Consider the following 23,643-nt stretch of genomic DNA (forward strand, 5'->3'; position numbering starts at 1 on the left):
TTAAATTGGTATATCAATTATTACAGTTGTTCCTTTATTTTTTTCTGATTCAATGGTCATTTTACCATCCAAATGTTCTACGCGTTTGTCAATACTACTTATGCCCATTCCCGCTTTGGTTTTTGTTACCTGATTTGGACTAAATCCTTTACCATTATCTTCTACCATGATGTTTATAGTGTCGTCATGATTGGTTAAATGAATGGTGACTTCAGTGGCTTCAGCATGCTTTATAACGTTGGTAATGAGCTCTTGAATAATTCTGAACAAGGTTAATTCTAAACTATTTTCTAACCGATTATCTAATCCATGATCAATAACCTCTATTTCTATTTTGTTAGAAGCTGATATTTTTTCAGCCATGTTTTCTACAGCTTTAAGTAAACCTTGCTTTGCAATAACACCAGAGTTTTTAGCATGAGCAACAGTGCGTACTTTTTGATAAGCTTCTTCTATGAGCGAGTTTGTTTTTTCAAAAAGTTCTGGTGAGTCCTTGTCTTTAAGCGCATTAAAATGTAGTTTAACTGTTGCCATAAGGCCTCCTAAATCGTCATGTAGATCATTAGCAATCCGTTGGCGTTCTTTTTCTTGGCCTTCTATCATGGCATCAATAGCAGTTAGCTCTTGTTCTTTTAAAACAGTTGCTAATTTTTGAGATTCTATTTCTTTTTCTTGTTCGGCAAGTTTTTGTTTGCGTTTGGTGTTTTTAAAGATTAAAAAAGCGATAATGCTTCCTAGAGCCAGACTGCCACCTAATGCAATGGCGATATTTTGGTTTTTGGTTTTTTGTTGTTCTAGTAGAAGATTCTGTTTTTCTTTTTTTTCTGACTCGTATTTCGTTTCGTATTCCGAGACTAATTGTAGATTTCTAGTTTGGTTCTGTACTAATTGTTGATTAAGTGCTTTGTTATGAAATATTAATGCATTTATAGAATCGCCTAAAGCATTATAATTGTAGTATTTATATAAATTGACATAGGAATCTAAAATGCGATATATATAATCGTCTCGATTAATCTTGACTTGACTAAGTTCATCGAGAGATTGATTAAATTTATTTTCTTTAAAATATAATGACGCTAGATTTATTTTAAGAGCTATACTTTTTTCGTTTTCAAAATATCCTTTTTCAACTGCAAAAAACGGCTTAGCTTTATTCAAAAAATAAAAACTACTATCGGTATTTCTTGTTATCCTATTATGATAAGCTGAGTTACTAAGATAAAGCTTGGCTGTGTTAAAATTTAAACCATCGTTTTTATATAGTGAATTGATTTTATTGTATTTTCTTCTTAATGTTTCAGTTGAATCTTGGAAAAAGAATCTCATTGTTATTTTATAGTCATAGTACTCAGCCAATTTCCTGTCATAGTTGTTATTAGCATAGTTCTTGTAATTTTCTATAACATATTTGTAGGATTTGTCATTTAAAGTAAATAGTGTTCTACTATAGATCTCGAGAAGTAACTTAGAAGTTAAACAGATTAAACTTTTGTTGCCAATCTTCTCAGAGATATTAAAACTTTCTTTTAAAAGTGTATAAGCTTTTAATTCACTGCCGTCTTTTAAGTAATATTTTAAGGCTTTATTGATATTGTTAAAAACAATAATCCGCTTATCTTTTTTTGAATCAGGAATGTATTTTAAATCTATTTGATCAAATTCGCCATATTGAATGACGTCAAGAAATTTAATAAATTCAAGTGCTAATTGACTATTCTCAACTTTATTGGCGTAATTCTTAGCTTTTTCATATTCACCTGAATTATATAAACTCAAAAAAGTGCTTTCTTCTGTTTGACCAAATAAAAAAAAAGGAAACAAAAAGAATAAAACACTTTTACTAATATGTTTTTTTAGATTACTCAAAAACACAAACATCAGGTATACAGAATCCATATTTACCCCAACCCATATCTTTTGGTGGTCTAAATTGTTCCTCTGATCCATTTCTTCTAAATGCTACATCTATATATTGATCACCATCCCTTAAGTGTGTATATGGGTTAATATATGTTGAATTATCTAAGTCTTCAGGATTGAAAAGAAAATCAGGTGGTGCAGTAATAAAGACATTGAATACTGCAATAAGGCCTGATTCTATTGGTTTTTCTATTGGGATTTGTATATTATTTAAATAATCTTGTTTTTTAAAAGGTTTTACTTCTAGGTTAAAATTTAAAATATTCTCTGTATTTCCATCTGACTCTTCAACAGCAAATTTATGGTTTCTAAAATCATTTAAGCCAATTGTAATGGCACCTCTAAAGTTTTGAAGTCTAAAACTACATTCAAAACTATAAGCTTTTTGGCCTTTAACTATTTCTATTTCTTCATAGTTATGAATCATTATATAAATCATATAAAAAGTTCCATGGTGTTGTCCGCCATAAACGGGCTGCCATGTATCGTTCTTTTTTAGGTTTAAAGTGAATTTTAAATTTTCGTGTGCCATATAATTACGGTTTATTGATTACATATTTAATTTTGCATCACCCATTGGTCGTGTTCGGTCTTCAGCAAAATATTCGATTGTAGGTAATGAGACTAGGGAGGTCATAAAATCGTTGTAATTTTGCCATTCTGTGTTTATGGAATAATTAAAAGGAAATTTCACAGGTTTTACATAAATTATGTTTTCTTTTAGTTCTAGTTGAATTGTTATTGCATAATTCTTTAAAACAGTGAATGCATTTCCTCGTTTAATTCTGTTAAAGACAGAAAGATTAATTCCTTCGTTATCAATTTTATTACCCAACAAATTTTCGTCAATATAATTTAGGTCTTTCAATCTAAAAATTGTCTTGTTAATGTAAGGCCAACAAAACGTTTTTTGTAGATTATTTTTGATGTTCTTTGTTTGGATATTGTCAATTATTAATTTGAACACCTCTTTTAACTCTGTATCGTCGTTGTAAGATTTTTTATTCAGTAAATCATTAATAAGTTGAGCTAATATTGATGGGTCTTTGTATGACAAATAAGACCAAGGGTCAAGAAGTAAAGTTCTATCGATAATACTATCTCTAGAAAAATCATAAATACTATCTTGGAATTTCTCTATAAACTCGTCAATGAAATTCAAACTTCGCTGTAGTGCTTTGTCTTCATCTAGATTATTATCTTTAACTTTAGTAGCCCATGCACTTTCGACGTTAATTTTTCGCCGAAACTCATTTATTTTGTAGTAAGTTTCTCCAATGCTATTTTGAGGGTCTGTAACTAGTATATATTTGCAATCACCTTTTTCACCGTAACCGGTTATAAGGTTCATGTGAGCACTACGGTCTATCCTTATTTTTAATACAATTGGTGATTGGCATTTTTTTAATGTAGTTTTTATATATTCAAAATTATCTAAATTAAATATTTGAATTTCTTCTGTGTCAAATCCACTTCTATCATATACTTCTACAAGGTCAGTTTCTTTTAAAGGTAAATCACAACCAATAGGTATAGTGTTGTCTTTAGTACAGCAATTAAATCTAGAGTTATCAATAAAATTAGACCTGTACTGACTTACTATTTCACATTGTGTTCTTCCAAAAGTTGATGGAGATTTAAGACCAATCACCATTTTTGATAGACAGGCTGCCCAGCACCAGTATGAAGACTCTGGTTGAGGCATATATTTCAGTTCTTTAAAACAATAAAATTTATATTCCATTCTGTAATTCCTTGATTCAAAGATGCCAAGTAGGAGTACACCAAAACATACCCAATAAGAGGTATATTTCAGTCAATAAGTTATAAAATAAATGTGAATTGATAAGAAAATTAGGTCAAACAGCCTAAAAAAATAGCTACATTAAAAGAAACTTAACAGCGGCAATCATACCAATAAAGCCAATAAAGGCAATAAGAATCCAAACAGTTCCTTTGTAATAGGCTTTATGAATTTTTAAATCTTTACGATATTGGTAGGCGACAGCTATAACAAAAGCTATAAAAAATAATATCCCGAAAATCCATTGACCAGTTGTAAACATTAGTGTATTTTTATACAAAAATAATTAAAATTAGAGCAAAATCATCACAAAATGATATTGACTAATTTTATATACGAAAAAATAACAACCTTAGTTTTTTAGTAATATGCAAGACAAAATTAATGCGGTAAAAGCATTTCATGCCGCTTTTAAAATAGGACACAGAGAAACACCAAAAGCTGATTTAGGAATAGAAAAAAATATGCTGCGTTACAAGCTTATGCGCGAAGAAAATGAAGAATATCTCGAAGCTGCTAATGATAATGATTTGGTAGAAGTTGCAGATGCGCTAGGTGATATGCTGTACATTCTTTGTGGTACAATTATAGAGCATGGACTTCAATATAAGATAGAAGAAGTTTTTGAAGAAATTCAACGTAGCAATATGAGCAAACTGGGTGAAGATGGTGAACCAATTTATAGAGAAGATGGTAAGGTTCTTAAAGGACCTAATTACTTTAAACCAAACATTAAAGAGATTTTAGAATCATAAAAAAAAAGCAGCCAATCGGCTGCTTTTTTAATTACTTTACTTCGTGTCTCCAACCATGTTTATCGTCAGATAGATTATGTTGAATACTTGTGAGTGTCTTTTTAAATAAAGAAGCGTATGAAGCTTCTAACTGCGGAATTTCAAAAACATCGTCTGCATGTTCAAATGCAGAAACAGGACTAATTACTGCTGCAGTACCAGCTCCAAAAATTTCTTTTAAGCTTCCATCTGCTGCTGCTTCTTTTATTTCCTTAACGCTTACAGGTCGTACCTCGCAATCAATACCTAAATCCTCAGCGAGCTGTATTACACTTTTACGTGTTACACCATCTAATATTCTATCGCTAGTAGGTGCTGTAATAAGCTTGTCTCCAATTCTAAAAAATATGTTCATAGTGCCAGCTTCTTCTAAGTATTTGTGAGTAGAAGCATCAGTCCAAATAATTTGATCAAATCCTTTTTTCTGGGCCAAACCGGTTGGGTAGAACTGAGCAGCATAGTTACCAGCTGCTTTTGCAAATCCGACACCACCATCTGCAGAGCGACTAAATTTTTCAGCAAACAATACGCGCACTGGTTTATTGTAATATGCCTTTGCAGGCGAACATATAATCATAAAACGATATGTTGCTGCAGGTGAAGCCGAAATAGCTGGCTCAGTAGCAATAACAAAAGGGCGAATGTATAATGAGTTGCCTAATCCTGGTTTTATCCAGTCGCTTTCCATTTTCAATAAGGTTTCTAAGCCATTAAAGAAGTAGTTTTCTGGAAATTCAGGTATAGCGAGTCTGGAAGCAGATTTATTTATTCTATGGAAATTTTGCTCAGGTCTAAACAAAAATATTTTGCCATCCTCATCTTTATAGGCTTTCATACCTTCAAATACTGCTTGTCCATAATGAAACACACGTGCAGAAGGTTCTATCGTCATTGGTTGGTAAGGCATAATCTTTGGAGTTTGCCATTTACCATCTTCAAAATCGCATACAAACATATGGTCTGTAAAAACACGGCCAAATGTTAAATTGTCAAAATCAACAGTGTTAATTTTTGAATTTTCAGACTTTACGACAACGATTTCGTTAGGGTTAGTTTCTACCATTAATGAGGTGTTTTTAATTTGTGCAAAAGTACAAAATCAATGTGGTTAATAAAAGGTAATATTATCTTAAAATTCGTAATTTTGTAATTCTAATGTAAACAATACTAAACAAATCAATAATGAAAAAAATAGTTTTATTTTTTGCAATGAGCTTAGCCTTAGCGTCTTGTAAAAACAAAAAAGAAGTTACTGAAAACAAGGTAGAAGATCTAAAAGAAGAGATTGCTTATGCCTCTTTCGGAATGGAAATTAATGATGCTGACGCATTATCTTCTGATGGTATGATGGAGCATTATAAAGGGATGAAAGCAGGTGATACAATCAATGCTAAAATGACAGGGAAAATCAACGAAGTATGCTCTAAAAAAGGCTGTTGGATGACTTTAGACATGGGTAACGACAAGGAAGTTATGGTGCGTTTTAAAGATTACGGTTTCTTTATGCCTTTAAATGCTGAGGGTGAAGTAGTCGTAAACGGAAAAGCTTTTGTTGAAGAAACTTCAGTAGACGAATTAAGACACTATGCAGAAGATGCTGGTAAATCTGAAGAAGAGATTGCTGCAATCACAGAACCTAAATTTGAATATAAGTTCTTAGCTGATGGAGTTCTCCTTAAACAATAAGGTTTTTGTCTTTGCAGTAATACTGCTAATATGTTTCAGTTGTAAGAATGAAGCTGAACCAAAACCTTTAGAAGAAGAGCAAAACGAAGAACTTATTATGTATCAACCGTCTGAGATGGCAAATCTTATGAACGGTATGTATGCATACAATTTGCAGATAAGACAACAAATAATAAATGGCGAAGTCCCAGTGTCTATGCCATTAGATCTTATGAAGTTACATTCTGCTGACATGAGTAATGGACATGCCAGAACATCTGTATGGAATAGCAAGATAGATGGTTTTATAGAAGCGCAGCAAACTATTATTGTAGATACCTTATCTAATGTTGAATTAAAACAACGTTATAATACTGCTATAAGCAATTGTTTGGCTTGTCATAAAACAGAATGTACAGGACCAATACCGAAGATTAAAAAACTTTTAATTCAGTAGTTGAAGCGAAAAATAATCACCACGTCAGATGGTTCTAAAACCATACAGATAGAAGATTGGAATGAACAATACCATTCCATTCATGGTGCTATACAAGAAGCAAACCATGTGTTTATTAAACATGGTTTGCTTTTTTATTTTCAATCTTGTCATCCTAAACTTGATTCAGATTCTCACCCAATCAACATTCTCGAAATTGGCTTTGGGACAGGACTCAATGCCTTTCTTACTTTTTTAAAAACTGAAGAACTTCAGCTATCCATAAATTATGTTGGAGTAGAGGCTTATCCTGTAAAAACCGAAGAAATTCAGCAGTTGAATTATGTTGAGTTAATTTCTAAACAGCATAAAGTTGAATTCGAGAAAATGCATTTAATTCCTTGGGAAGAGCAGCAGGATATAAGTCCAACTTTCAAGCTCGAAAAGCAAGAAAAATTTTTTAAAGACATCACTGATCAAAATCATTTTGATATCATTTATTTTGATGCCTTTGGTGCACGCGTACAACCTGAGCTTTGGACAGAAGACATCTTCAAGATTATGTACAAAGCATTAAAAGACCAAGGTGTTTTGGTTACCTATTCAGCCAAAGGAAGTGTAAGACGTGCCATGCAAGCCGTTGGCTTTAAAGTTGAGCGACTTCCTGGTCCACCTGGTAAGCGGGAAATGTTACGAGCGCGCAATATATACTCGTAACATTCAGCGAACGTAGTGAGCTAAATGCTTTTTATAAGCATGCGCTCGTAACATTCAGCGAACGTAGAGTGCCAAATGCTCACTAAACGTCACTTCGAGTGATTGCGAGGTATGAGCAATCGTATCGAGAAGTTTTGTGAGTTCAAATAGTTCTCGATACAAATTTTATCTGCTCTCGTATCTAAAATCCACTCGAACTGGTATTGAGCACACCAAACGTTAAAACCAAATTAAAGTCTCCTTGAAGCCCTAAAGCATATCGTATCTTTGTTAAGAACAAAAAGCTAAAGAAAAAGAAAAGAGCAATGACAGTTTTAATAACCGGAGCAACAGGATTAATTGGACAGGAAATTGTAAAGCAATGTCATGCACAAGAAATCACGGTCCATTATTTAACAACATCAAAATCTAAATTAAGTACCGAAGCCAATTACAAAGGCTTTTATTGGAATCCTAACACCAACGAGATAGACCACAACTGTTTTAAAGGTGTATCTGCAATTATCAATTTGGTAGGAGCAAGTATTTCAAAACGCTGGACAGATAGCTACAAAAAAGAAATCTTAGAAAGCCGAACCAAAACAACAAAACTCTTACAAGACACCATCATAAAGCATAATTACAAGATTGAATTTGTTGTGTCTGCAAGTGCTATTGGTGTATATCCTACAAGTTTAACGAACTATTACGAGGAAGACACTAAACAAGTCTCTGATACATTTTTAGGTACGGTTGTAGAGCAATGGGAAAGAGTTGTAGATGGTTTTAAAACTTTGGGTTCTAAAGTAGCTAAAGTGCGTATTGGTTTGGTGTTAGCCAAAGATGGTGGTGCTTTACCAGAAATTGTAAAACCTATTAAGTTTGGTGCTGGCGCTGCTTTTGGTGATGGTAAACAATGGCAAAGCTGGATACACGTACAAGACCTTGCAAGTATTTTTATGTATGTATTACAATACCAACTAGAAGGCATTTACAATGGTGTGGCACCAAATGCTGTAACCAATAAAGAGCTTACTAAAGCAGCTGCAAGTGTATTGCAACGCCCTTTAATTTTACCAAATATCCCAAGATTTGTAATGAAATTAGCGCTTGGTGAAATGCATATTCTCTTATTTGAAAGCCAACGTGTCAGCTCACAAAAAATTGAAGATAAAGGTTTTGATTTTACATATGCGAATTTAAGACCGGCTTTAGAGGATTTGTTGGTGTGATTTTAGAAATAGGCAAGAACAAGCAATTACTTATAGCCATTGTTATGTGCTGGTTTTTTCGGTTAATTTTATATTCAGTTGTTTTGCTAATTGCTTAACATAATTTTTATGAGGTTTTCCTTCCTCAACCGAATTATAATATTCATTAAAAATTCGCTCGCCATTTTCACGGTCAATTTCCAATTCTATTATTGCTCCACAAAGTTTTTCTCTTGGCGAGAACATAATTTCGTTAGATTCGGTTAATTCAGACACAATTTTTCTGCGTTCATCAAATCGGTCAAACCAATTTTTTACATCCGATTTAAGTTTTCTGATTATAAATTCAGCGGTTTTAGGATAATCCGCACCTAATGAAAACCAATATTCTTTTCCACTTGCCTTGTCATTTATTCTTTCTCGTATTTCACAATCATATTCTTGTATGAATGCTTTTGGTTTTTGGTTAAAAGTTGATTCATATAATTCAGGTACAAAAACTCCGATATTCACTGCAAAATTTCCGTATAGATTGGTTCTTATTCCTGGGATTTCAACTACGCTGTCAAACTCATATTTAGCCATTTGAAAATTCACGACTTGAATTAGTCCATTTTCAAGAGTTTTATTATGAGTTCGTCCTTTTTTCTTAAATCCATCAGCTTTTAATTCCAAATGAACTAATTTTTGGATTTCGTCAAGTGTTTTTTTATAGTCGATTTTGTTTGTCATTTTTTCTCAACTTGCGCATAACGGTCTCGGCTATGAGTAGTTGCGTGGGTTAGCACATAACTTTGCAAGTACACACCAAACTGAAAATCCGCGAGGATTTTCAGAAGTAGGCGAGAACAAGCAATTACTTATAGCCATTGTTGTAAAACGTATTTATTTATTCATAATTTGAGTTGCTTCCCAAACATATTCTTTTCCAAATTCTCCAAAGTAACTTATATAATCTCCATTTTTAGAAATAGCTACAAAACTGCTACAAGGATAATGATGTTCAAAAAACAATCTTTCAATTGTCTTTTCAGGGTCTTTATGCCAATTTAAAATTCCATCATATTTTTCGAGACCTTCGTTATCTTTAAATATGTATAGAGGCTTTATTTCAGCCACTTGATTTAATCCGTCTTCTAATTGTCCGTACCAACTTTTAATCCATTCTTTGTCAGTTGTTCCGCTACTGTTGCAACGGTCTTTACCTGGATAGTAGATTATTACGATAGGTTTGTCAGAATCCAATTCAAGATTTGTTGCTTTTTCAAGCATTAATTCAAGACTTTTTCTATCATTTATTTTTCCTCGTTTTTCTCTTAAAGTCAATTTTTTATGATTAATTGAATCTCCGGGAATATCCAACAATTTATTCGTTGAGCGAATTCGGTTGAATTTAGATTTACTTATTTCTACATTATTTTCATCGAAATATCTTGTCTTGTCTTTTCCAGTTTTAGTGGCAGAACAAGAGCAAATTAAAATTCCGATTATGAATGTTATCAGGACTTTTTTCATATGTTTTACAACTAGTTTTAACTAAGCAAAATATTAGGTTATCCCAGCACTTAAGCAGAATAAAACAAATACTAGCCTAACTTAAAACTCTAAAATTAAAAAATACAATAAAACAAACTATACGTAACCTTACGTATTTTTCAGACTAGTTAAGGTAAACGTTACTTACCAATTGAGAAACGGTTGGGTGGTCATTACCACCAGCAGGTTCAATGGTAATGTTTAGGGATTCGGCATGGTCTATGTAGTTCATAGCCATAAGGTTTTGGTCTTTGGCAATCACTCCCATGTTTATCATTTCGCCTTCTACATCTGCCCACATTTGGTAGTCGTGTTCAGCATCTAATTTTGGTAAGCGTTCGGTGTTAATCACCACAGATTTAGTGCTATGGTTTACATAGCTTACCACTTTACCATCTGGCATTAAGGTGTTGCCTTTTAATACGTACTGCTCAGTATCAGGATGTGCTATGGTACTAAAGAGTGCGATTTCCTCATCTATTTGTTTGTTGAGGTTGTTGAGTTTATCGTTTAATTCGGTTTTTTCGGTTTCAACGGTTTGTAGTTGGTCTTTTACCACGTTTAATTCGTTATACATCCAAAAATTACCAAGCATTAATAATGCTGCAATAGCGGCTGCAATACCTAAGTAATACTTAAGGTTGGTGTTATTCTTATTATTTTTAGTGTCTTTGGCTTCTCTAATATCTTGTATTAATTGGTATTTAATGCCTTTTGGTGGCTCAATGGCATTTTCTAAACCAAGCGTTTCAAAGTCTTTTTCAATAGCATCAAACTGCGCTTTTAGTTCGGTATCAGATGCTAAAACTTGCTCAATCTGTTCGCACTCTTGCGCATTGAGTTCACCAAGCAGGTATTGCTCTAATAGTCCGTTATCTAATATCGTTTTCTTATCCATCATCACAGCGCATTTAGTATTAGTAAAAGTACACTCAGGGTTTTGGTATAGGCTTTTCGCAATTGCTTTAAAGCTTGGCGCACATAAGATTTAAACGTGCCAAGTGGCACATCCATCTGCTGGTGCGCTTCCTTGTGCGTTAAGCCTTTAAAATAAACCAGTTCTATAGCTTTTTTATGGTGTTCTTCTAACGTGGTTATAGCACCATTAAGTTCTAAATACTTAGCATCTATACTAATAGCTTCTTCTTTACTATCATGTACACTAAAATCATCGGTTTGGATGAGAGGTTCTACTTTTCTGAGAAAATTTAACGTTTTGTTCCTTGCAATTCTAAATACCCAAGTATAAAAACGGCCCTTGCTGGCATCGTAGCTTTCGGCTTTATCCCAAACGGTCATAAAGGTGTCTTGGAGTAGATTTTGGGCTTTGCCTTCGTCGCGTACCATTTTAATAATAACACTGTAAATGGCACCAGCATATTTGTCGTAGAGTAACGATAACGCACGCTCATCCTTGTCTTTGAGTTGTTGAATAAGAAAGTTATCGTTTTGCATTAATGTTAAAGATTTCCCAAAAAATAAAGGCTTGCTCATCCAGTAGCATCAAGCCTGTGTAAATATAAATGAAAGCACTTCAAAAATGAAATAAGTGCAATAGTTTAACCAAAATTTTAAAAAAATCATGAAAAAGTTAGTATTTGTTTTAACGACAATTGTAGCCTTAACATTCTCACAAAAGACTGTGGCACAAGAAACCATTGTAGACGCAGCAGTAGGCAATGAGAATTTTTCAACTTTAGTTACAGCTTTAAAAGCAGCAGAATTAGTTGAAGCTTTACAAGGCGATGGTCCTTTTACTGTATTTGCACCAACCAACGATGCTTTTGCAAAAATCGACAAAGAAACTTTAGGCAATTTATTAAAGCCAGAAAACAAAGAGACCTTAACTAAGATTTTAACCTATCACGTTGTACCAGGAAAATTAATGGCTAGCGATGTTGTAGCTGCTTTAAAGAAGAACAAAGGAACAGTAGAGGTAAAGACTTTGGCAGGAGAGATCTTAACTGTAATGCAAAAAGACGGTAAAATCTGGTTGAAAGACCAAAATGGTAATTATAGTGAGATTACTGCGACAGATGTAAAAGGTAGCAATGGTGTAATACACGTCATTGATACAGTAGTAATGCCGTAATATGGTTTTAGTGTTAATAGTTAGCGCATTACTACAGCGTTATTAATCATTGTTTTGGTTGATGATTGTTGATTAATAGCGAAGCAATTTTAGAGATAAGATTGCTATGGAGAAGAAAAGCACTTACGGAAACGTAAGTGCTTTTTGTTATTTGTTGATTTGTCACTTCGAGTTTTGTCAGGCTGAGCGCAGTCGAAGTGTTAAACTATCTAGAAGTATTATGCTTTTTTAGCCACAAGATTTACAGTTAACTCAATGTCATCATTTATAAATTTATCACCTAAGTCATCAAAGAAAGACTTAGAGCCATATTTTATATTCCATTTAGAACGATCAATCGTAAAGGTCTCACTTTTAAGAGTCATCATATCTTCATCAAAAGAAGTTTTTACAGGGAAACTAATGTTGTTTGTCTCTCCTTTCATGGTTAGGTTACCAGAAAGCATTGTTTTACCCTCTTTGTTTTCTAAACCAGTAACTTCAAATTCTGCAGTAGGGAAACCTTTAACGTCAAAGAAATCAGGTCCAGATAAGTGGCCTTGCAATTTAGCATTACCTTCTTCGCTTTCAGGAATATCTGTAACAACAATAGTAGACATGTCTATAGTGAATTTACCACTTTCTACAGTCTTGTCATTTACTGCAATATTTCCTTCTTTAATGCTTATAGTACCTTCATGAGATCCTGTAGGTTTAAAACCTTTCCACACAATAGTAGATCTGTCAGTGTCTGCTTTAAATGTTACAGCGGTAGATTTTGCTACAGCAGCTTCTTCAGCGGCTTTTGTTTCTGCTTCTTCGGCTTTGTCTTTACAGCTAGAGAAAGCTACAAAGGCAACTAAAGCGGTAATTTTTAAAAAATTTGTTTTCATGTTAGTGTTTTTTTAAAATTTGTTTGTTGAAAAGCAAAGTTAAGGATATAGGAGTTGCTAGTATTATAAAAAAATGTTAATGACATTTTGACATTATTATAATAATGGCAGTACTTTTGCAACCCTAAATCGTAGATTTAAATTCAGATTCAAAATAAAATAAACTCAAGATGAGTAAAAAAGATAAAAATAAAGAGGCAGAAGAGCCACAAGTAGAAGATACAGCAACAGCTACAGCAGAACAAGAGCAAAAAGAAGAAAAAACTGCTGAAGAGCAGTTGCAAGACCAGTTAGCAGCAGAGAAAGATAAGTTTATGCGTTTGTTTGCTGAGTTCGAAAACTATAAAAAAAGAACAAACAAAGAACGTGTAGAATTATTTAAGACGGCTAGCGAAAGTGTAATGCTGGCTATGTTACCGGTTTTAGACGATTTTGAACGTGCTCTATTGCATATCGAAGAAGACAAAGAAGCTGAAGAGTTGCGCAAGGGTGTACTTTTAATTTATAACAAATTATTAAACACATTAGAGCAAAAAGGCTTATCTAAAATTGAAGTCAATAAAGGCGATACCTTCAATGCAGACGATCACGAAGCGGTAACTCAGATACCAGCTCCAAGTGATGATTTAAAAGGAAAAATCATTGATGTGGTAGAACGTGGCTATAAGCTAGGTGATAAAGTTATCCGTTTCCCAAAAGTGGTTATCGGACAGGCTTAGTAGATAGAGAGTATTAACGATTCGTCAGTTCGAGTGATTTTGAGGGACGAAAAATTGTATCGAGAACAATAAAAGATACCCAATTTTTTGGGCAAAAAACATGAAAGAAGATTATTACGACATACTAGGAGTAAGTAAAGGTGCTTCAGACGCAGAGATAAAGAAAGCCTACCGTAAAATGGCATTAAAATATCATCCAGATAAAAACCCAGATGATAAGGAGGCAGAGGAGAAGTTTAAGAAAGCAGCTGAAGCTTATGAAGTTTTAAGTAATCCAGACAAAAAAGCACGTTATGATCAATTTGGTCACCAAGCCTTTGAAGGTGGAGGTGGCTTTGGCGGAGGTGGCATGAATATGGATGACATCTTTAGCCAATTTGGTGATATTTTTGGTGGTGCCTTTGGAGGAGGTGGATTTAGCGGCTTCGGTGGAGGTGGCAGTAGACAACGAATGGTAAAAGGTAGTAACCTTAGAATACGCGTTAAATTATCTCTAGAAGAAGTTGCTAATGGAGTCGAGAAGAAGATAAAAGTAAAGCGAAAAATACAAGCACCAGGTACAACCTATAAAACCTGTACAACATGTAATGGTGCAGGTCAGGTAATGAGAGTTACCAATACTATTTTGGGTAGAATGCAAACTGCAACTACCTGCCAAACCTGTGGTGGTGCAGGTCAAATTATAGACAAAAAACCTTCTGATGCAGATGCTCAAGGCTTAAAAGTATCTGAAGAAACTGTTTCTGTAAAAATACCAGCAGGTGTTGTAGATGGTATGCAGTTAAAAGTAACAGGAAAAGGTAATGATGCGCCAGGAAATGGAATTGCAGGAGATCTTTTGGTTGTAATTTCGGAAGAAGAGCATCCAACATTAAAGCGCGAAGGAGATAACCTACACTATGATATGTATGTAAGTTTGCCAGATGCTGTTTTAGGAACTTCTAAAGAGATTGATACAGTAACTGGTAAGGTAAGAATTAAGATTGATGCAGGTGTGCAATCGGGCAAAATCTTAAGACTAAGAGGCAAAGGAATACCAAGTATTAATGGTTATGGTAAAGGAGATTTATTGGTGCATGTAAACGTTTGGACACCAAAGACTTTGAATAAAAAACAGAAAGAATTTTTTGAAAACATGAGAGATGACGAGCACTTTGAGCCTAAGCCAGAGAGCTCTGATAAGTCTTTTTTCGAAAAGGTTAAAGATATGTTTTCATAAAACCTTAAATGTTAAATAAAAAATACTATCTTTGAATTATCGCTAATTCTTATTAGCGGTAATTTTTCTTTTTCATAGCAATTTTTTCCCATCCTTATCTAACCATAAGGGTGGGTTTTGTTTTTTTAGACAATACAGAACATTATTTGTGTGCACAACATGTTATTTGTACAGTAAAAAAACACTTAATAAGTAAGGTCTAAATGCAACAAAATGTTTAACATTTAATATATTTACAAACTAACCGTCGTAAAAAACTACTACTCCTATGAACGATTTATTAGTTGCTGATTCCGTATCTAAAAGCTTCGGAAATTTTAAAGCACTAAATGAAGTTTCAATCGCTGTTCCTAAAGGCAGTATTTTTGGATTACTTGGCCCTAATGGAGCCGGAAAAACCACTCTAATTCGTATTATTAACCAAATAACAATGCCAGATGAAGGTTTAGTGCAATTAGATGGACAGCCTTTAAAACCTGAGCATATTAGAGATATCGGCTATTTGCCGGAAGAACGTGGGTTGTATAAATCCATGAAAGTTGGTGAGCAAGCTTTGTACTTGGCACAGCTAAAAGGTATGTCTAAATCAGAGGCTAGAAGCCGATTGAAGTATTGGTTTGATAAACTTGAAATAGGAGATTGGTGGAACAAAAAAATACAAGAGTTAAGTAAAGGTCAGGCACAAAAGATACAATTCGTAGTTACAGTTTTGCACAGACCAAAGCTTTTAATTTTTGACGAACCGTTTTCGGGATTCGACCCTATAAATGCTAATTTAATAAAGGATGAAATTCTACAATTAAGAGATGAAGGAGCAACAGTTATTTTTTCTACCCATAGAATGGAGTCTGTAGAAGAACTTTGCGATCATATAGCATTAATTCACAAGTCAAATAAAATTCTAGACGGGAAGTTAAATGATATAAAACGTCAGTACAAAACCAATACATTTGAGGTTGGTTTACAGTCTAACAATAGCGAAGCTGTTATTGCAGAAATAAAAAATAAGTTTGAAGTCTTGCCTGCAACCTTCAAGAATTTAAATGATGATGTAAAACTCAATATAAAAATTAATGAGTCAACATCATCAAACGATTTGCTATCGTTTTTAGCTTCAAAAGCAGAGGTGCATCACTTTGTAGAAGTGATTCCTACAGCGAATGATATTTTTATTCAAACTGTTCAAAATAACTAAGAATGAATCATTTACCACTCATTATAAAACGAGAATACCTAACTAAGGTAAAGAATAAGTCCTTTATTATAATGACGTTTTTAAGTCCGTTAATTATGATTGCGCTTATCGCTGTGGTGGCTTATTTGTCGCAACTTAACAATGATAAAAAACGAACAATAACAGTACTTGATAAATCTGGATTTTTAAAAGATATTTTTCAGAGTACAGAGAACACAACCTATAATAACCTGGAAGATTTTAGCTTGGAAGAGGCGGTCGCCTTGGTTAAAGAAACCGAAGGATATGGGTTACTTTATGTAGAGAAAGTTGATTCTTTAAATGCCGTTTCTGAGAAGATTAAGTTTTATTCAGAAGAAACCCCTTCTTTGACGGTTATTTCTGGATTAGAAGGTAAAATAGAAAAATTCTTAAGAGACAAGAAGCTTCAACAAGATGGTGTTTCAATAACACAAATAGAGGCAGCCAAAACAAATGTAGATATTGCTCAAGAGAGTTTTGATGGTCAAAAAAGTTCGAAATTAGACAATATTATAAAACTAGCATTTGGTGGTGTTGCAGGTTATTTACTATTTATGTTTATCATAATTTATGGTAACATGATTATGCGAAGTGTTATTGAAGAAAAAACCAGTAGAATTATAGAGGTCATAATTTCTTCAGTTAAGCCTATTCAGTTAATGATGGGGAAAATTATAGGTACATCATTAGCGGGTGTAACCCAATTTGCAATTTGGGTAGTTTTAGGTGGTGTTTTGATGATTGTTGTTTCCACAATATTTGGAATAGATTTAGCTCAAACATCAACTCCACAACAAGAGTTAATGAACCAAGCTATGCAGGCAGAAGGTGCTCAAGCCATGGCTGAAAATCTTTTAAACGGTATTAATAACTTACCTCTATTAAACCTTGTAATTGCATTTATTTTCTTCTTTATAGGTGGTTACTTATTGTATAGCTCGCTTTATGCTGCAATTGGTGCCGCTGTGGACAACGAAACAGATACACAGCAATTTATGTTGCCTATTTTAATGCCGTTGATTTTGGCTGTATACGTTGGTGTATTTACGGTTATTGAGGATCCTCATGGTACAGTCTCAACAGTGTTTTCATTTATACCATTAACGTCTCCTGTGGTGATGTTAATGCGTATTCCGTTTGGAGTACCACCATGGCAACAAATTTTGTCATTGTTACTTCTTATTGGTACATTTATGTTTGCTGTTTGGTTTGCTGCCAAAATTTATCGTGTAGGTATTTTAATGTATGGTAAAAAACCAACCTACAAAGAGCTATTTAAATGGTTGAAGTATTAATAGCATTATGCAAGGACTTAGTGAAATAGAGGAAAAAATAACGGAAAGTTCAGCTTGGGAAAATACCAAAGAGTTTCTAAGTCTGCATATAGATTTTACTAAGGATATTAGTATTTCAATTTTTGATATGATTGTTGTTGTAACGGCTATTGTAATCACAACAGTTGTATTAAAAATTTTCTTAAGAATTATTACCAGAAACTTGCCAGATGCAGATAAAGGAAAATTTAATGTTGTCTATGGTTATTTTAGATGGTTAATCTATATCATTATTTTGCTTATAACATTACACTCTGTAGGTGTTAATGTTACTGCAGTATTTGCAGCTTCAGCAGCACTTTTAATTGGTGTTGGTTTGGCATTGCAAACGTTGTTTCAAGATATTATTTCGGGTGTTTTTATACTTATAGATCAGTCTGTGCATGTAGGAGATATCATTGAGATTGAAGGTAAGGTTGGTAGAGTAGAAGAAATTAAACTAAGAACAACCAGAGCAGTAACCATAGATAATAAAGTGCTGGTAATTCCTAACCATTTGTATTTAACCAATTCGTTATACAATTGGACACAAAATGGGACATTAACCAGAGAAAGTGTTGATGTAGGTGTAGCTTACGGAAGTGATGTACAGCTGGTAAGAAAATTATTGTTACAGGCTGCAAGCACACATCCAGACGTTATTTCAGAACCAGAGCCTATTGTTTTATTTAGAGACTTTGGGGATAGTGCCCTTAATTTTAGACTAGTATTTACGTTAAACGATAGTTTTAAAGCCTCTTTCCCTAAGAGTGATATTCGTTTTGAAATTGATAGACTCTTTAGAGAAAATAACATTACCATTCCGTTCCCTCAGCGCGATGTTCACATAATAGAAACGAAATAAAAATATATGATTTTACGCTTTAAGAAATGCCATACAATATTAGCTCTTGTTGTAGTATGTTGTATGTATTCTGCAAAAGCACAACTTACAGATTTAGCACGTTTAGAATATTCATTTATTCCTAATAATAAGTCTGAAGATCAATATACAAGACTTAGGGCGCTGTTTAATTATCCTATTGAAACGAGTAAAGATTGTTATTTGGTTTTAGGTGCAGAATATAACCGTGTTATACTAAATTTAGAAGATAACTATCCGTTTGATACGTCACTTTTAGAGACTATAAATATTATTGATGTAAGTATTGGATATACTTTTAAATCTAGTACCAAATGGCGTTTAGGTTTAAAATTTAATCCAAGAATCGCATCTACATTAACAGAAAGATTAACGTCTGATGACTTTTTTCTTAATGGCGGAGTTTTTGCAATAAATGATAGAACAAAAGACGAAAGTGCTAAAAAACCGTATCGTTTAGTTTTGGGACTTACTTACAATTCTACAACAGGTCTGCCTATTCCTTTGCCTTTTATAAGCTATTACAGGCGAGTTAACGAGAAATGGTCCTTTAATGCAGGTGTACCAAAATCTAATATTAAGTATTTTTTCAATGAAAAAAATATGCTTCAAACCTTTGTTACTTTAGATGGCTATTTTGCACATATACAACGTCCGCAACAAGTTAATGGAAAACAAGTAGATAATATATCATTATCTTTAGCTGTTGGTGGACTTGGGTACGAATATTGCTTTACAAAACACTTAGTAGCATATATGTATACAGGTTACACATTCAGGTTAAATAATGCCTTAAGAAACGAAGATAGAGGAGAAGTTTTTAAGTTAAATGATGTAAATACATTTTATTTGAGAACAGGATTAAAATTTAAAATATAGATATGTCTAAAATATTAATAATAGAAGATGAAGCTGCAATCCGCAGAGTATTGGTTAAGATACTTTCTGAAGAAAGTGATACATACCAAGTTGAAGAAGCTGAAGATGGTTTAGTCGGAATTGAAAAAATTAAAAAAGATGACTACGATTTGGTACTTTGTGACATAAAGATGCCAAAAATGGATGGTGTAGAAGTTCTTGAAGCTGTTAAAAAGCTAAAGCCAGAAATACCAATGGTTATGATTTCTGGTCACGGAGATTTAGACACAGCCGTAAATACCATGCGTTTGGGTGCCTTTGATTATATATCAAAGCCACCAGATTTAAATCGATTATTAAATACCGTTCGCATAGCTTTAGATCGAAAGGAACTTGTTGTAGAAAATAAGCGACTAAAGAAAAAAGTAAGCAAAAACTATGAAATGATTGGTGAGAGTGCTGCTATTGCTCGCATCAAAGACATGATAGATAAAGTAGCGCCTACAGATGCCAGAGTTTTGGTTACAGGACCAAACGGAACAGGTAAGGAGTTGGTAGCGCATTGGTTGCACCAAAAGAGTGAGCGCTCTAAAGGACCTATGATTGAGGTAAATTGTGCTGCTATACCAAGTGAGTTAATAGAGAGTGAATTATTCGGACACGTAAAAGGTGCTTTTACATCTGCAAATAAAGACAGAGCTGGTAAATTTGAAGCAGCAAACGGAGGCACTATTTTCTTAGATGAAATTGGAGATATGAGTCTTTCTGCGCAAGCTAAAGTGCTACGTGCTTTACAAGAAAGCAGAATTCAACGTGTTGGTAGCGATAAGGATATTAAGGTAAATGTAAGAGTTGTTGCTGCAACAAATAAAGACTTAAAAAATGAAATTGCAGATGGTAAATTTAGAGAAGATTTATACCACAGATTGGCAGTGATTTTAATAGAAGTTCCAGCGTTAAATGATAGGCGAGAAGATATTCCTTTACTTGTAGATTATTTCGCTAATAAAATTTCAGGAGAACAAGGTAATGCTAAGAAGTCCTTTTCTGACAAAGCAATAAAGCTTCTTCAAAATTATGACTGGACAGGAAACATCAGAGAGTTAAGAAATGTAGTAGAAAGGTTAATTATCTTAGGAGGTAAAGAAGTTAGTGAGGCAGATGTAAAAGCTTTTGCTTCAAAGTAGGATGTATTGAAATCAATAACTACAGGACTAAGTATTGCATTGATGGGCCTATTACTTATAATTTGGCTTAATTATGATTATTATATTTATTATCAAGAAAATTTAAGGAATATTAATTTTCCTATGCCATTTGATTATAAAGAAAACTTGAAGTTAATAGCCTTGTTTGTTGGTGTAATAGGTTTCTTTTTTAATATTTATAGTTTTAAATCAAATAAAAAAAAGGCTTTTTTAGGAATAATGATTTCTACTGTAGTTATTATTTTAAGTGATATGCCATTACATTTATTTTTTATCTTTTAATCAATTTGAATATGAAAAAAATAAACATAGAAGATTTTAGGATTAAGTCCCAAGTCAGCATTAAAGATTTACCAACAACATTAGATTTAGGTGTTAACAAAAAGAAAACCGAACGCGAACTAAGAACGGTAAGTGAAGAATTGGCAGATATTCAAAACACCATGTATGCTCATGGAAAATATGCGGTTTTAATGTGTATCCAAGGTATGGATACTGCAGGAAAGGACAGTTTAATTCGTGAAGTTTTTAAGGAGTTTAATGTAAGAGGAATTGTAGCACACAGTTTTAAAAAACCAACAGATATTGAATTAAAACATGATTATTTATGGAGGCATTATATCGCATTACCAGCTAGAGGTAAGTTTGGGATTTTCAATCGTACGCATTATGAAAATGTTTTAGTGACTAGAGTTCATCCAGAGTATTTGATGTATGAAAATATGCCAGATATTAATAGTGTTGATGATGTCGATGAAGCTTTTTGGGAAAGGCGATTTGAAGAAATAAATAATTTTGAAAAGCATATTGCAGATAACGGTACCATTATTTTTAAGTTCTTTTTGAATGTTTCAAAAGATGAACAAAAAAATAGATTGTTAAGACGTCTAGAAAAGCCTTCTAAGCATTGGAAGTTTTCTGCGGATGATTTAGACGAACGCAAACTTTGGGATCAATACCAGTCATGTTACGAAGAAGTTTTAAACAAAAGTTCAAAGCCTCATGCACCTTGGTTTAATATTCCGGCTGATGATAAACCAACAGCAAGATATTTGGTGGCAAAAATTTTGTATGATACGTTAAAAACTTACACAGATATAAAAGAGCCAGAACTTCCTGCAGAGGAAAAAGCTAATATAGGTTTGTATAAACAAGAATTAGAAAATGAGTAAAACAAAGCAGGTTACCCAAAGCATTATTTTGCTGTTATTTCTGGCTTTTAATTCTGCATTGTTTGCGCAAGATAATTCAGAAGCCATTAAATCTGATTTTGCAAACTATCTTAAAGCCATAAAGACTCAGGATTTTGAAACCTCTTTAGATTATTTGGTAGAAGATGTTTTCGAAATTATTCCTAAGGAAACTATGCTAACTCTAATGGAGCAAATGTTTAATGTTGAGGGCGTGGAGTTTACTTTTGGAGATTTTGTTATAAATGAAATAAAAGAACCTATTGTTGTTGATAGCACCTCTTATGTTATTCTTAATTATGAGAATGAGATGTCTATTAAATATACGCAGCAACAAGAAGAAACTTCTGAAGAAGACAAAAAGTTAACTCAATTGATGACGCAGTCACTGTTAGAACAGCAGTTTGGTAAAGGGAATGTGACCTACAATGAATCTACTGAATTTTTTGATATAAAAGCTATAAAAAAAGCGATTGCTATTTATGATGAGGACGAAAAGACATGGAAATTTTTAGTTGTTGAAAAAGGAAATCCGTTCTTACTAAAGTCCATATTACCGAGTTCAATTTTAGAAAAAGTTTTAACCGAAGATTAATTAAGATGAAAACCTCACTATCATTCATATTAATATTGTTTTCATATTCTTTTTGTGTAGCACAAACAGACGAAGCAGCATTAAAAACCATTTACAAACAGTCTTTAACCAATGGTAAAAGTTACCAATGGTTAGGCTATTTATCCAATACTATTGGTGGTCGTTTATCTGGTTCAACCAATGCAGAACTTGCAGTGCAATACACTAAAAAAGAATTAGAAAAACTTGGCTTAGATAAAGTGTGGCTACAACCTGTAATGGTTCCAAAATGGGTGAGAGGTGAAAAGGAAATGGCTTACTTTGTTTCTAATAATGAATTTAATAAGGTTAATATTTGTGCCTTAGGAGGCTCTGTTGCTACACCAGAAAATGGATTAAAAGCAAAGGTTATTGAGGTTGGTAGTTATGAAGATTTAAAGGATCTTGGAGAGGCGAAGATTAAGGGCAAAATTGTATTCATTAATAGAGCTTTACAGCCAGATTTGATAAATACCTTCGAAGCTTATGGAGGTTGTTCTGTGGAGCGTTACAGAGGCGCGGCAGAAGCAGCAAAATATGGTGCTGTTGGGACTATTGTACGTTCACTCAGTTCTAGGCAAGACGATTATCCACATACTGGTAGTATGAGTTACGGCGATTTGCCAATAGAAAAAAGAATACCATCTGCAGCAATAAGTACCAATGATGCTGTAAAGCTCAGTGAAGCTTTAAAACAAAATAAAGACTTAGAATTTTTCTTCGAGATGAGCTGTCAGCAGTTTGATGATGTACAATCTTATAACGTCATTGGTGAAATTACAGGAAACGAATTTCCTAACGAATATATCGTTGTTGGTGGTCATTTAGACTCTTGGGACTTAGGTGATGGAGCACACGATGATGGTGCAGGAGTCGTACAATCTATGGATGTGTTGCGTTTGTTGAAAGAAAGTGGCATTAAACCAAAACGAAGCATTAGAGTTGTGCTTTTTATGAATGAAGAAAACGGACTGCGAGGAGGACGTAAATATGCAGAAGTTGCAAAAGCAAAAGGCGAAAAACATGTTTTTGCACTAGAAAGCGATTCAGGTGGTTTTACACCTAGAGGCTTTAGCTTTGATGGTAGTGAATTAATGCTGCAAAAAATTGATGCATGGAGACCACTTTTTAAACCATATTTAATTCATTATTTTGAAAAAGGTTATAGTGGTGCAGATATTGGTCCACTAAAAGATGACGGTATTTTATTAGCAGGTTTAAGACCAGACTCGCAACGATATTTTGACCATCATCATGCTGCCAATGATACCTTTGAACACGTTAATAAACGCGAACTAGAACTTGGAGCGGCAACTATGACAGCTTTGGTGTATTTGGTAGATAAGTATGGTGTGGAAACGACGTTAAAAATGAAAGAGATAAAGGATTAAAACA

The 23,643-nt window shown here is 33.5% G+C and carries 27 protein-coding genes; 17 read left to right on the forward strand and 10 right to left on the reverse strand.

Annotation, left to right across the window (positions count from 1 at the left end; genetic code table 11):
* The 4 genes from V1468_RS16070 to V1468_RS16085 all read right to left on the reverse strand — a co-directional run bounded on the left by V1468_RS16070 (position 1) and on the right by V1468_RS16085 (position 3,989).
* On the reverse strand, positions 1–1,779 hold the full coding sequence (locus V1468_RS16070) for a sensor histidine kinase (protein ID WP_331811227.1): 1,779 nt from the start codon (positions 1,777–1,779) through the stop codon (positions 1–3).
* A gap of 82 nt (positions 1,780–1,861) precedes the next feature.
* Positions 1,862–2,455, reverse strand: coding sequence for a hypothetical protein (locus tag V1468_RS16075; RefSeq protein ID WP_331811228.1), 594 nt, complete (start codon positions 2,453–2,455; stop codon positions 1,862–1,864).
* An 18-nt stretch (positions 2,456–2,473) separates the two neighbouring features.
* Complete coding sequence (locus V1468_RS16080; protein ID WP_331811229.1) at positions 2,474–3,667, reverse strand: papain-like cysteine protease family protein; 1,194 nt, start codon at positions 3,665–3,667, stop codon at positions 2,474–2,476.
* 136 nt (positions 3,668–3,803) lie between these two features.
* Positions 3,804–3,989: a hypothetical protein gene (locus V1468_RS16085; protein ID WP_331811230.1), complete on the reverse strand. Its 186-nt coding sequence runs from the start codon at positions 3,987–3,989 to the stop codon at positions 3,804–3,806.
* A 106-nt stretch (positions 3,990–4,095) separates the two neighbouring features.
* Between V1468_RS16085 and V1468_RS16090 the strand changes: the two genes are divergently transcribed.
* Entirely contained in the window at positions 4,096–4,482 is a 387-nt protein-coding gene (locus tag V1468_RS16090; protein WP_331811231.1) for a nucleoside triphosphate pyrophosphohydrolase family protein, read from the forward strand.
* 31 nt (positions 4,483–4,513) lie between these two features.
* Here V1468_RS16090 and V1468_RS16095 read toward each other — a convergent pair whose 3' ends face one another.
* On the reverse strand, positions 4,514–5,584 hold the full coding sequence (locus V1468_RS16095; RefSeq protein WP_331811232.1) for a branched-chain amino acid aminotransferase: 1,071 nt from the start codon (positions 5,582–5,584) through the stop codon (positions 4,514–4,516).
* 119 nt (positions 5,585–5,703) lie between these two features.
* Here V1468_RS16095 and V1468_RS16100 point away from each other — a divergent pair, with 119 nt between their 5' ends.
* The 4 genes from V1468_RS16100 to V1468_RS16115 all read left to right on the forward strand — a co-directional run bounded on the left by V1468_RS16100 (position 5,704) and on the right by V1468_RS16115 (position 8,550).
* Positions 5,704–6,207, forward strand: a complete 504-nt coding sequence (locus tag V1468_RS16100; RefSeq protein ID WP_331811233.1) for a DUF4920 domain-containing protein — start codon at positions 5,704–5,706, stop codon at positions 6,205–6,207.
* Positions 6,185–6,643, forward strand: coding sequence for a hypothetical protein (locus V1468_RS16105; RefSeq protein WP_331811234.1), 459 nt, complete (start codon positions 6,185–6,187; stop codon positions 6,641–6,643). The genes V1468_RS16100 and V1468_RS16105 overlap by 23 nt, the downstream gene beginning before the upstream one ends.
* Positions 6,644–7,339, forward strand: a complete 696-nt coding sequence (gene mnmD, locus V1468_RS16110) for a tRNA (5-methylaminomethyl-2-thiouridine)(34)-methyltransferase MnmD (protein WP_331811235.1) — start codon at positions 6,644–6,646, stop codon at positions 7,337–7,339.
* A 305-nt stretch (positions 7,340–7,644) separates the two neighbouring features.
* Entirely contained in the window at positions 7,645–8,550 is a 906-nt protein-coding gene (locus V1468_RS16115) for a TIGR01777 family oxidoreductase (RefSeq protein ID WP_331811236.1), read from the forward strand.
* Positions 8,551–8,592: 42 nt separating this feature from the next.
* Here V1468_RS16115 and V1468_RS16120 read toward each other — a convergent pair whose 3' ends face one another.
* From V1468_RS16120 to V1468_RS16135, 4 genes are all read right to left on the reverse strand, one after another.
* Complete coding sequence (locus V1468_RS16120; protein WP_331811237.1) at positions 8,593–9,261, reverse strand: DUF4304 domain-containing protein; 669 nt, start codon at positions 9,259–9,261, stop codon at positions 8,593–8,595.
* A gap of 153 nt (positions 9,262–9,414) precedes the next feature.
* Positions 9,415–10,044, reverse strand: coding sequence for a hypothetical protein (locus V1468_RS16125; protein ID WP_331811238.1), 630 nt, complete (start codon positions 10,042–10,044; stop codon positions 9,415–9,417).
* A 145-nt stretch (positions 10,045–10,189) separates the two neighbouring features.
* The gene (locus V1468_RS16130) at positions 10,190–10,966 is read right to left on the reverse strand and encodes an anti-sigma factor (protein ID WP_331811239.1); all 777 of its coding nucleotides are present in this window, start codon (positions 10,964–10,966) and stop codon (positions 10,190–10,192) included.
* On the reverse strand, positions 10,966–11,520 hold the full coding sequence (locus tag V1468_RS16135; protein WP_331811240.1) for a sigma-70 family RNA polymerase sigma factor: 555 nt from the start codon (positions 11,518–11,520) through the stop codon (positions 10,966–10,968). The genes V1468_RS16130 and V1468_RS16135 overlap by 1 nt, the downstream gene beginning before the upstream one ends.
* Before the next feature lie 127 nt (positions 11,521–11,647).
* On the opposite strand from V1468_RS16135, the gene V1468_RS16140 reads away from it, so the two are divergent.
* Entirely contained in the window at positions 11,648–12,157 is a 510-nt protein-coding gene (locus tag V1468_RS16140; protein WP_331811241.1) for a fasciclin domain-containing protein, read from the forward strand.
* A gap of 218 nt (positions 12,158–12,375) precedes the next feature.
* Here the strand turns inward: V1468_RS16140 and V1468_RS16145 are convergent, their stop codons facing one another.
* Positions 12,376–13,029, reverse strand: a complete 654-nt coding sequence (locus V1468_RS16145) for a YceI family protein (protein ID WP_331811242.1) — start codon at positions 13,027–13,029, stop codon at positions 12,376–12,378.
* Positions 13,030–13,199: 170 nt separating this feature from the next.
* On the opposite strand from V1468_RS16145, the gene V1468_RS16150 reads away from it, so the two are divergent.
* The 11 genes from V1468_RS16150 (at position 13,200) to V1468_RS16200 (ending at position 23,639) form a co-directional block, all read left to right on the forward strand.
* The gene (locus tag V1468_RS16150) at positions 13,200–13,748 is read left to right on the forward strand and encodes a nucleotide exchange factor GrpE (RefSeq protein WP_331811243.1); all 549 of its coding nucleotides are present in this window, start codon (positions 13,200–13,202) and stop codon (positions 13,746–13,748) included.
* A 100-nt stretch (positions 13,749–13,848) separates the two neighbouring features.
* Positions 13,849–14,967, forward strand: coding sequence for a molecular chaperone DnaJ (dnaJ, locus tag V1468_RS16155; protein ID WP_331811244.1), 1,119 nt, complete (start codon positions 13,849–13,851; stop codon positions 14,965–14,967).
* Between the two features lie 268 nt (positions 14,968–15,235).
* Complete coding sequence (locus V1468_RS16160; protein ID WP_331811245.1) at positions 15,236–16,162, forward strand: ABC transporter ATP-binding protein; 927 nt, start codon at positions 15,236–15,238, stop codon at positions 16,160–16,162.
* Between the two features lie 2 nt (positions 16,163–16,164).
* Entirely contained in the window at positions 16,165–17,478 is a 1,314-nt protein-coding gene (locus V1468_RS16165) for an ABC transporter permease (protein ID WP_331811246.1), read from the forward strand.
* A gap of 7 nt (positions 17,479–17,485) precedes the next feature.
* Complete coding sequence (locus V1468_RS16170; RefSeq protein ID WP_331811247.1) at positions 17,486–18,361, forward strand: mechanosensitive ion channel family protein; 876 nt, start codon at positions 17,486–17,488, stop codon at positions 18,359–18,361.
* Between the two features lie 6 nt (positions 18,362–18,367).
* Positions 18,368–19,258: a DUF6268 family outer membrane beta-barrel protein gene (locus tag V1468_RS16175; protein WP_331811248.1), complete on the forward strand. Its 891-nt coding sequence runs from the start codon at positions 18,368–18,370 to the stop codon at positions 19,256–19,258.
* A gap of 2 nt (positions 19,259–19,260) precedes the next feature.
* Entirely contained in the window at positions 19,261–20,424 is a 1,164-nt protein-coding gene (locus tag V1468_RS16180; protein WP_331811249.1) for a sigma-54-dependent transcriptional regulator, read from the forward strand.
* A gap of 6 nt (positions 20,425–20,430) precedes the next feature.
* A complete protein-coding gene (locus V1468_RS16185) occupies positions 20,431–20,727 on the forward strand; it encodes a hypothetical protein (RefSeq protein WP_331811250.1) in 297 nt (98 codons plus the stop codon).
* 11 nt (positions 20,728–20,738) lie between these two features.
* Positions 20,739–21,617 (forward strand): PPK2 family polyphosphate kinase, encoded by an 879-nt coding sequence (locus tag V1468_RS16190; RefSeq protein WP_331811251.1) that lies wholly within the window; start codon positions 20,739–20,741, stop codon positions 21,615–21,617.
* Entirely contained in the window at positions 21,610–22,230 is a 621-nt protein-coding gene (locus V1468_RS16195) for a hypothetical protein (protein WP_331811252.1), read from the forward strand. Before V1468_RS16190 ends, V1468_RS16195 begins: the two co-directional genes overlap by 8 nt.
* A gap of 5 nt (positions 22,231–22,235) precedes the next feature.
* Positions 22,236–23,639 carry a M20/M25/M40 family metallo-hydrolase gene (locus V1468_RS16200; RefSeq protein ID WP_331811253.1) on the forward strand — a complete coding sequence of 468 codons (1,404 nt, stop codon included), beginning with the start codon at positions 22,236–22,238 and terminating at the stop codon, positions 23,637–23,639.
* Positions 23,640–23,643: the final 4 nt, after the last annotated feature.

Source organism: Winogradskyella poriferorum, from assembly GCF_036553625.1.
In the GTDB taxonomy this organism is placed as follows: Bacteria; Bacteroidota; Bacteroidia; order Flavobacteriales; family Flavobacteriaceae; genus Winogradskyella; species Winogradskyella poriferorum.

Coding starts and splice junctions, on each gene's coding strand:
- V1468_RS16075 (WP_331811228.1), bottom strand. CDS start 2,455: ATGGCACACGAAAATTTAAAATTCACTTTAAACCTAAAAAAGAACGAT.
- V1468_RS16080 (WP_331811229.1), bottom strand. CDS start 3,667: ATGGAATATAAATTTTATTGTTTTAAAGAACTGAAATATATGCCTCAA.
- V1468_RS16085 (WP_331811230.1), bottom strand. CDS start 3,989: ATGTTTACAACTGGTCAATGGATTTTCGGGATATTATTTTTTATAGCT.
- V1468_RS16090 (WP_331811231.1), top strand. CDS start 4,096: ATGCAAGACAAAATTAATGCGGTAAAAGCATTTCATGCCGCTTTTAAA.
- V1468_RS16095 (WP_331811232.1), bottom strand. CDS start 5,584: ATGGTAGAAACTAACCCTAACGAAATCGTTGTCGTAAAGTCTGAAAAT.
- V1468_RS16100 (WP_331811233.1), top strand. CDS start 5,704: ATGAAAAAAATAGTTTTATTTTTTGCAATGAGCTTAGCCTTAGCGTCT.
- V1468_RS16105 (WP_331811234.1), top strand. CDS start 6,185: ATGGAGTTCTCCTTAAACAATAAGGTTTTTGTCTTTGCAGTAATACTG.
- V1468_RS16115 (WP_331811236.1), top strand. CDS start 7,645: ATGACAGTTTTAATAACCGGAGCAACAGGATTAATTGGACAGGAAATT.
- V1468_RS16120 (WP_331811237.1), bottom strand. CDS start 9,261: ATGACAAACAAAATCGACTATAAAAAAACACTTGACGAAATCCAAAAA.
- V1468_RS16125 (WP_331811238.1), bottom strand. CDS start 10,044: ATGAAAAAAGTCCTGATAACATTCATAATCGGAATTTTAATTTGCTCT.
- V1468_RS16130 (WP_331811239.1), bottom strand. CDS start 10,966: ATGATGGATAAGAAAACGATATTAGATAACGGACTATTAGAGCAATAC.
- V1468_RS16135 (WP_331811240.1), bottom strand. CDS start 11,520: ATGCAAAACGATAACTTTCTTATTCAACAACTCAAAGACAAGGATGAG.
- V1468_RS16140 (WP_331811241.1), top strand. CDS start 11,648: ATGAAAAAGTTAGTATTTGTTTTAACGACAATTGTAGCCTTAACATTC.
- V1468_RS16145 (WP_331811242.1), bottom strand. CDS start 13,029: ATGAAAACAAATTTTTTAAAAATTACCGCTTTAGTTGCCTTTGTAGCT.
- V1468_RS16150 (WP_331811243.1), top strand. CDS start 13,200: ATGAGTAAAAAAGATAAAAATAAAGAGGCAGAAGAGCCACAAGTAGAA.
- dnaJ (WP_331811244.1), top strand. CDS start 13,849: ATGAAAGAAGATTATTACGACATACTAGGAGTAAGTAAAGGTGCTTCA.
- V1468_RS16160 (WP_331811245.1), top strand. CDS start 15,236: ATGAACGATTTATTAGTTGCTGATTCCGTATCTAAAAGCTTCGGAAAT.
- V1468_RS16165 (WP_331811246.1), top strand. CDS start 16,165: ATGAATCATTTACCACTCATTATAAAACGAGAATACCTAACTAAGGTA.
- V1468_RS16170 (WP_331811247.1), top strand. CDS start 17,486: ATGCAAGGACTTAGTGAAATAGAGGAAAAAATAACGGAAAGTTCAGCT.
- V1468_RS16175 (WP_331811248.1), top strand. CDS start 18,368: ATGATTTTACGCTTTAAGAAATGCCATACAATATTAGCTCTTGTTGTA.
- V1468_RS16180 (WP_331811249.1), top strand. CDS start 19,261: ATGTCTAAAATATTAATAATAGAAGATGAAGCTGCAATCCGCAGAGTA.
- V1468_RS16190 (WP_331811251.1), top strand. CDS start 20,739: ATGAAAAAAATAAACATAGAAGATTTTAGGATTAAGTCCCAAGTCAGC.
- V1468_RS16195 (WP_331811252.1), top strand. CDS start 21,610: ATGAGTAAAACAAAGCAGGTTACCCAAAGCATTATTTTGCTGTTATTT.
- V1468_RS16200 (WP_331811253.1), top strand. CDS start 22,236: ATGAAAACCTCACTATCATTCATATTAATATTGTTTTCATATTCTTTT.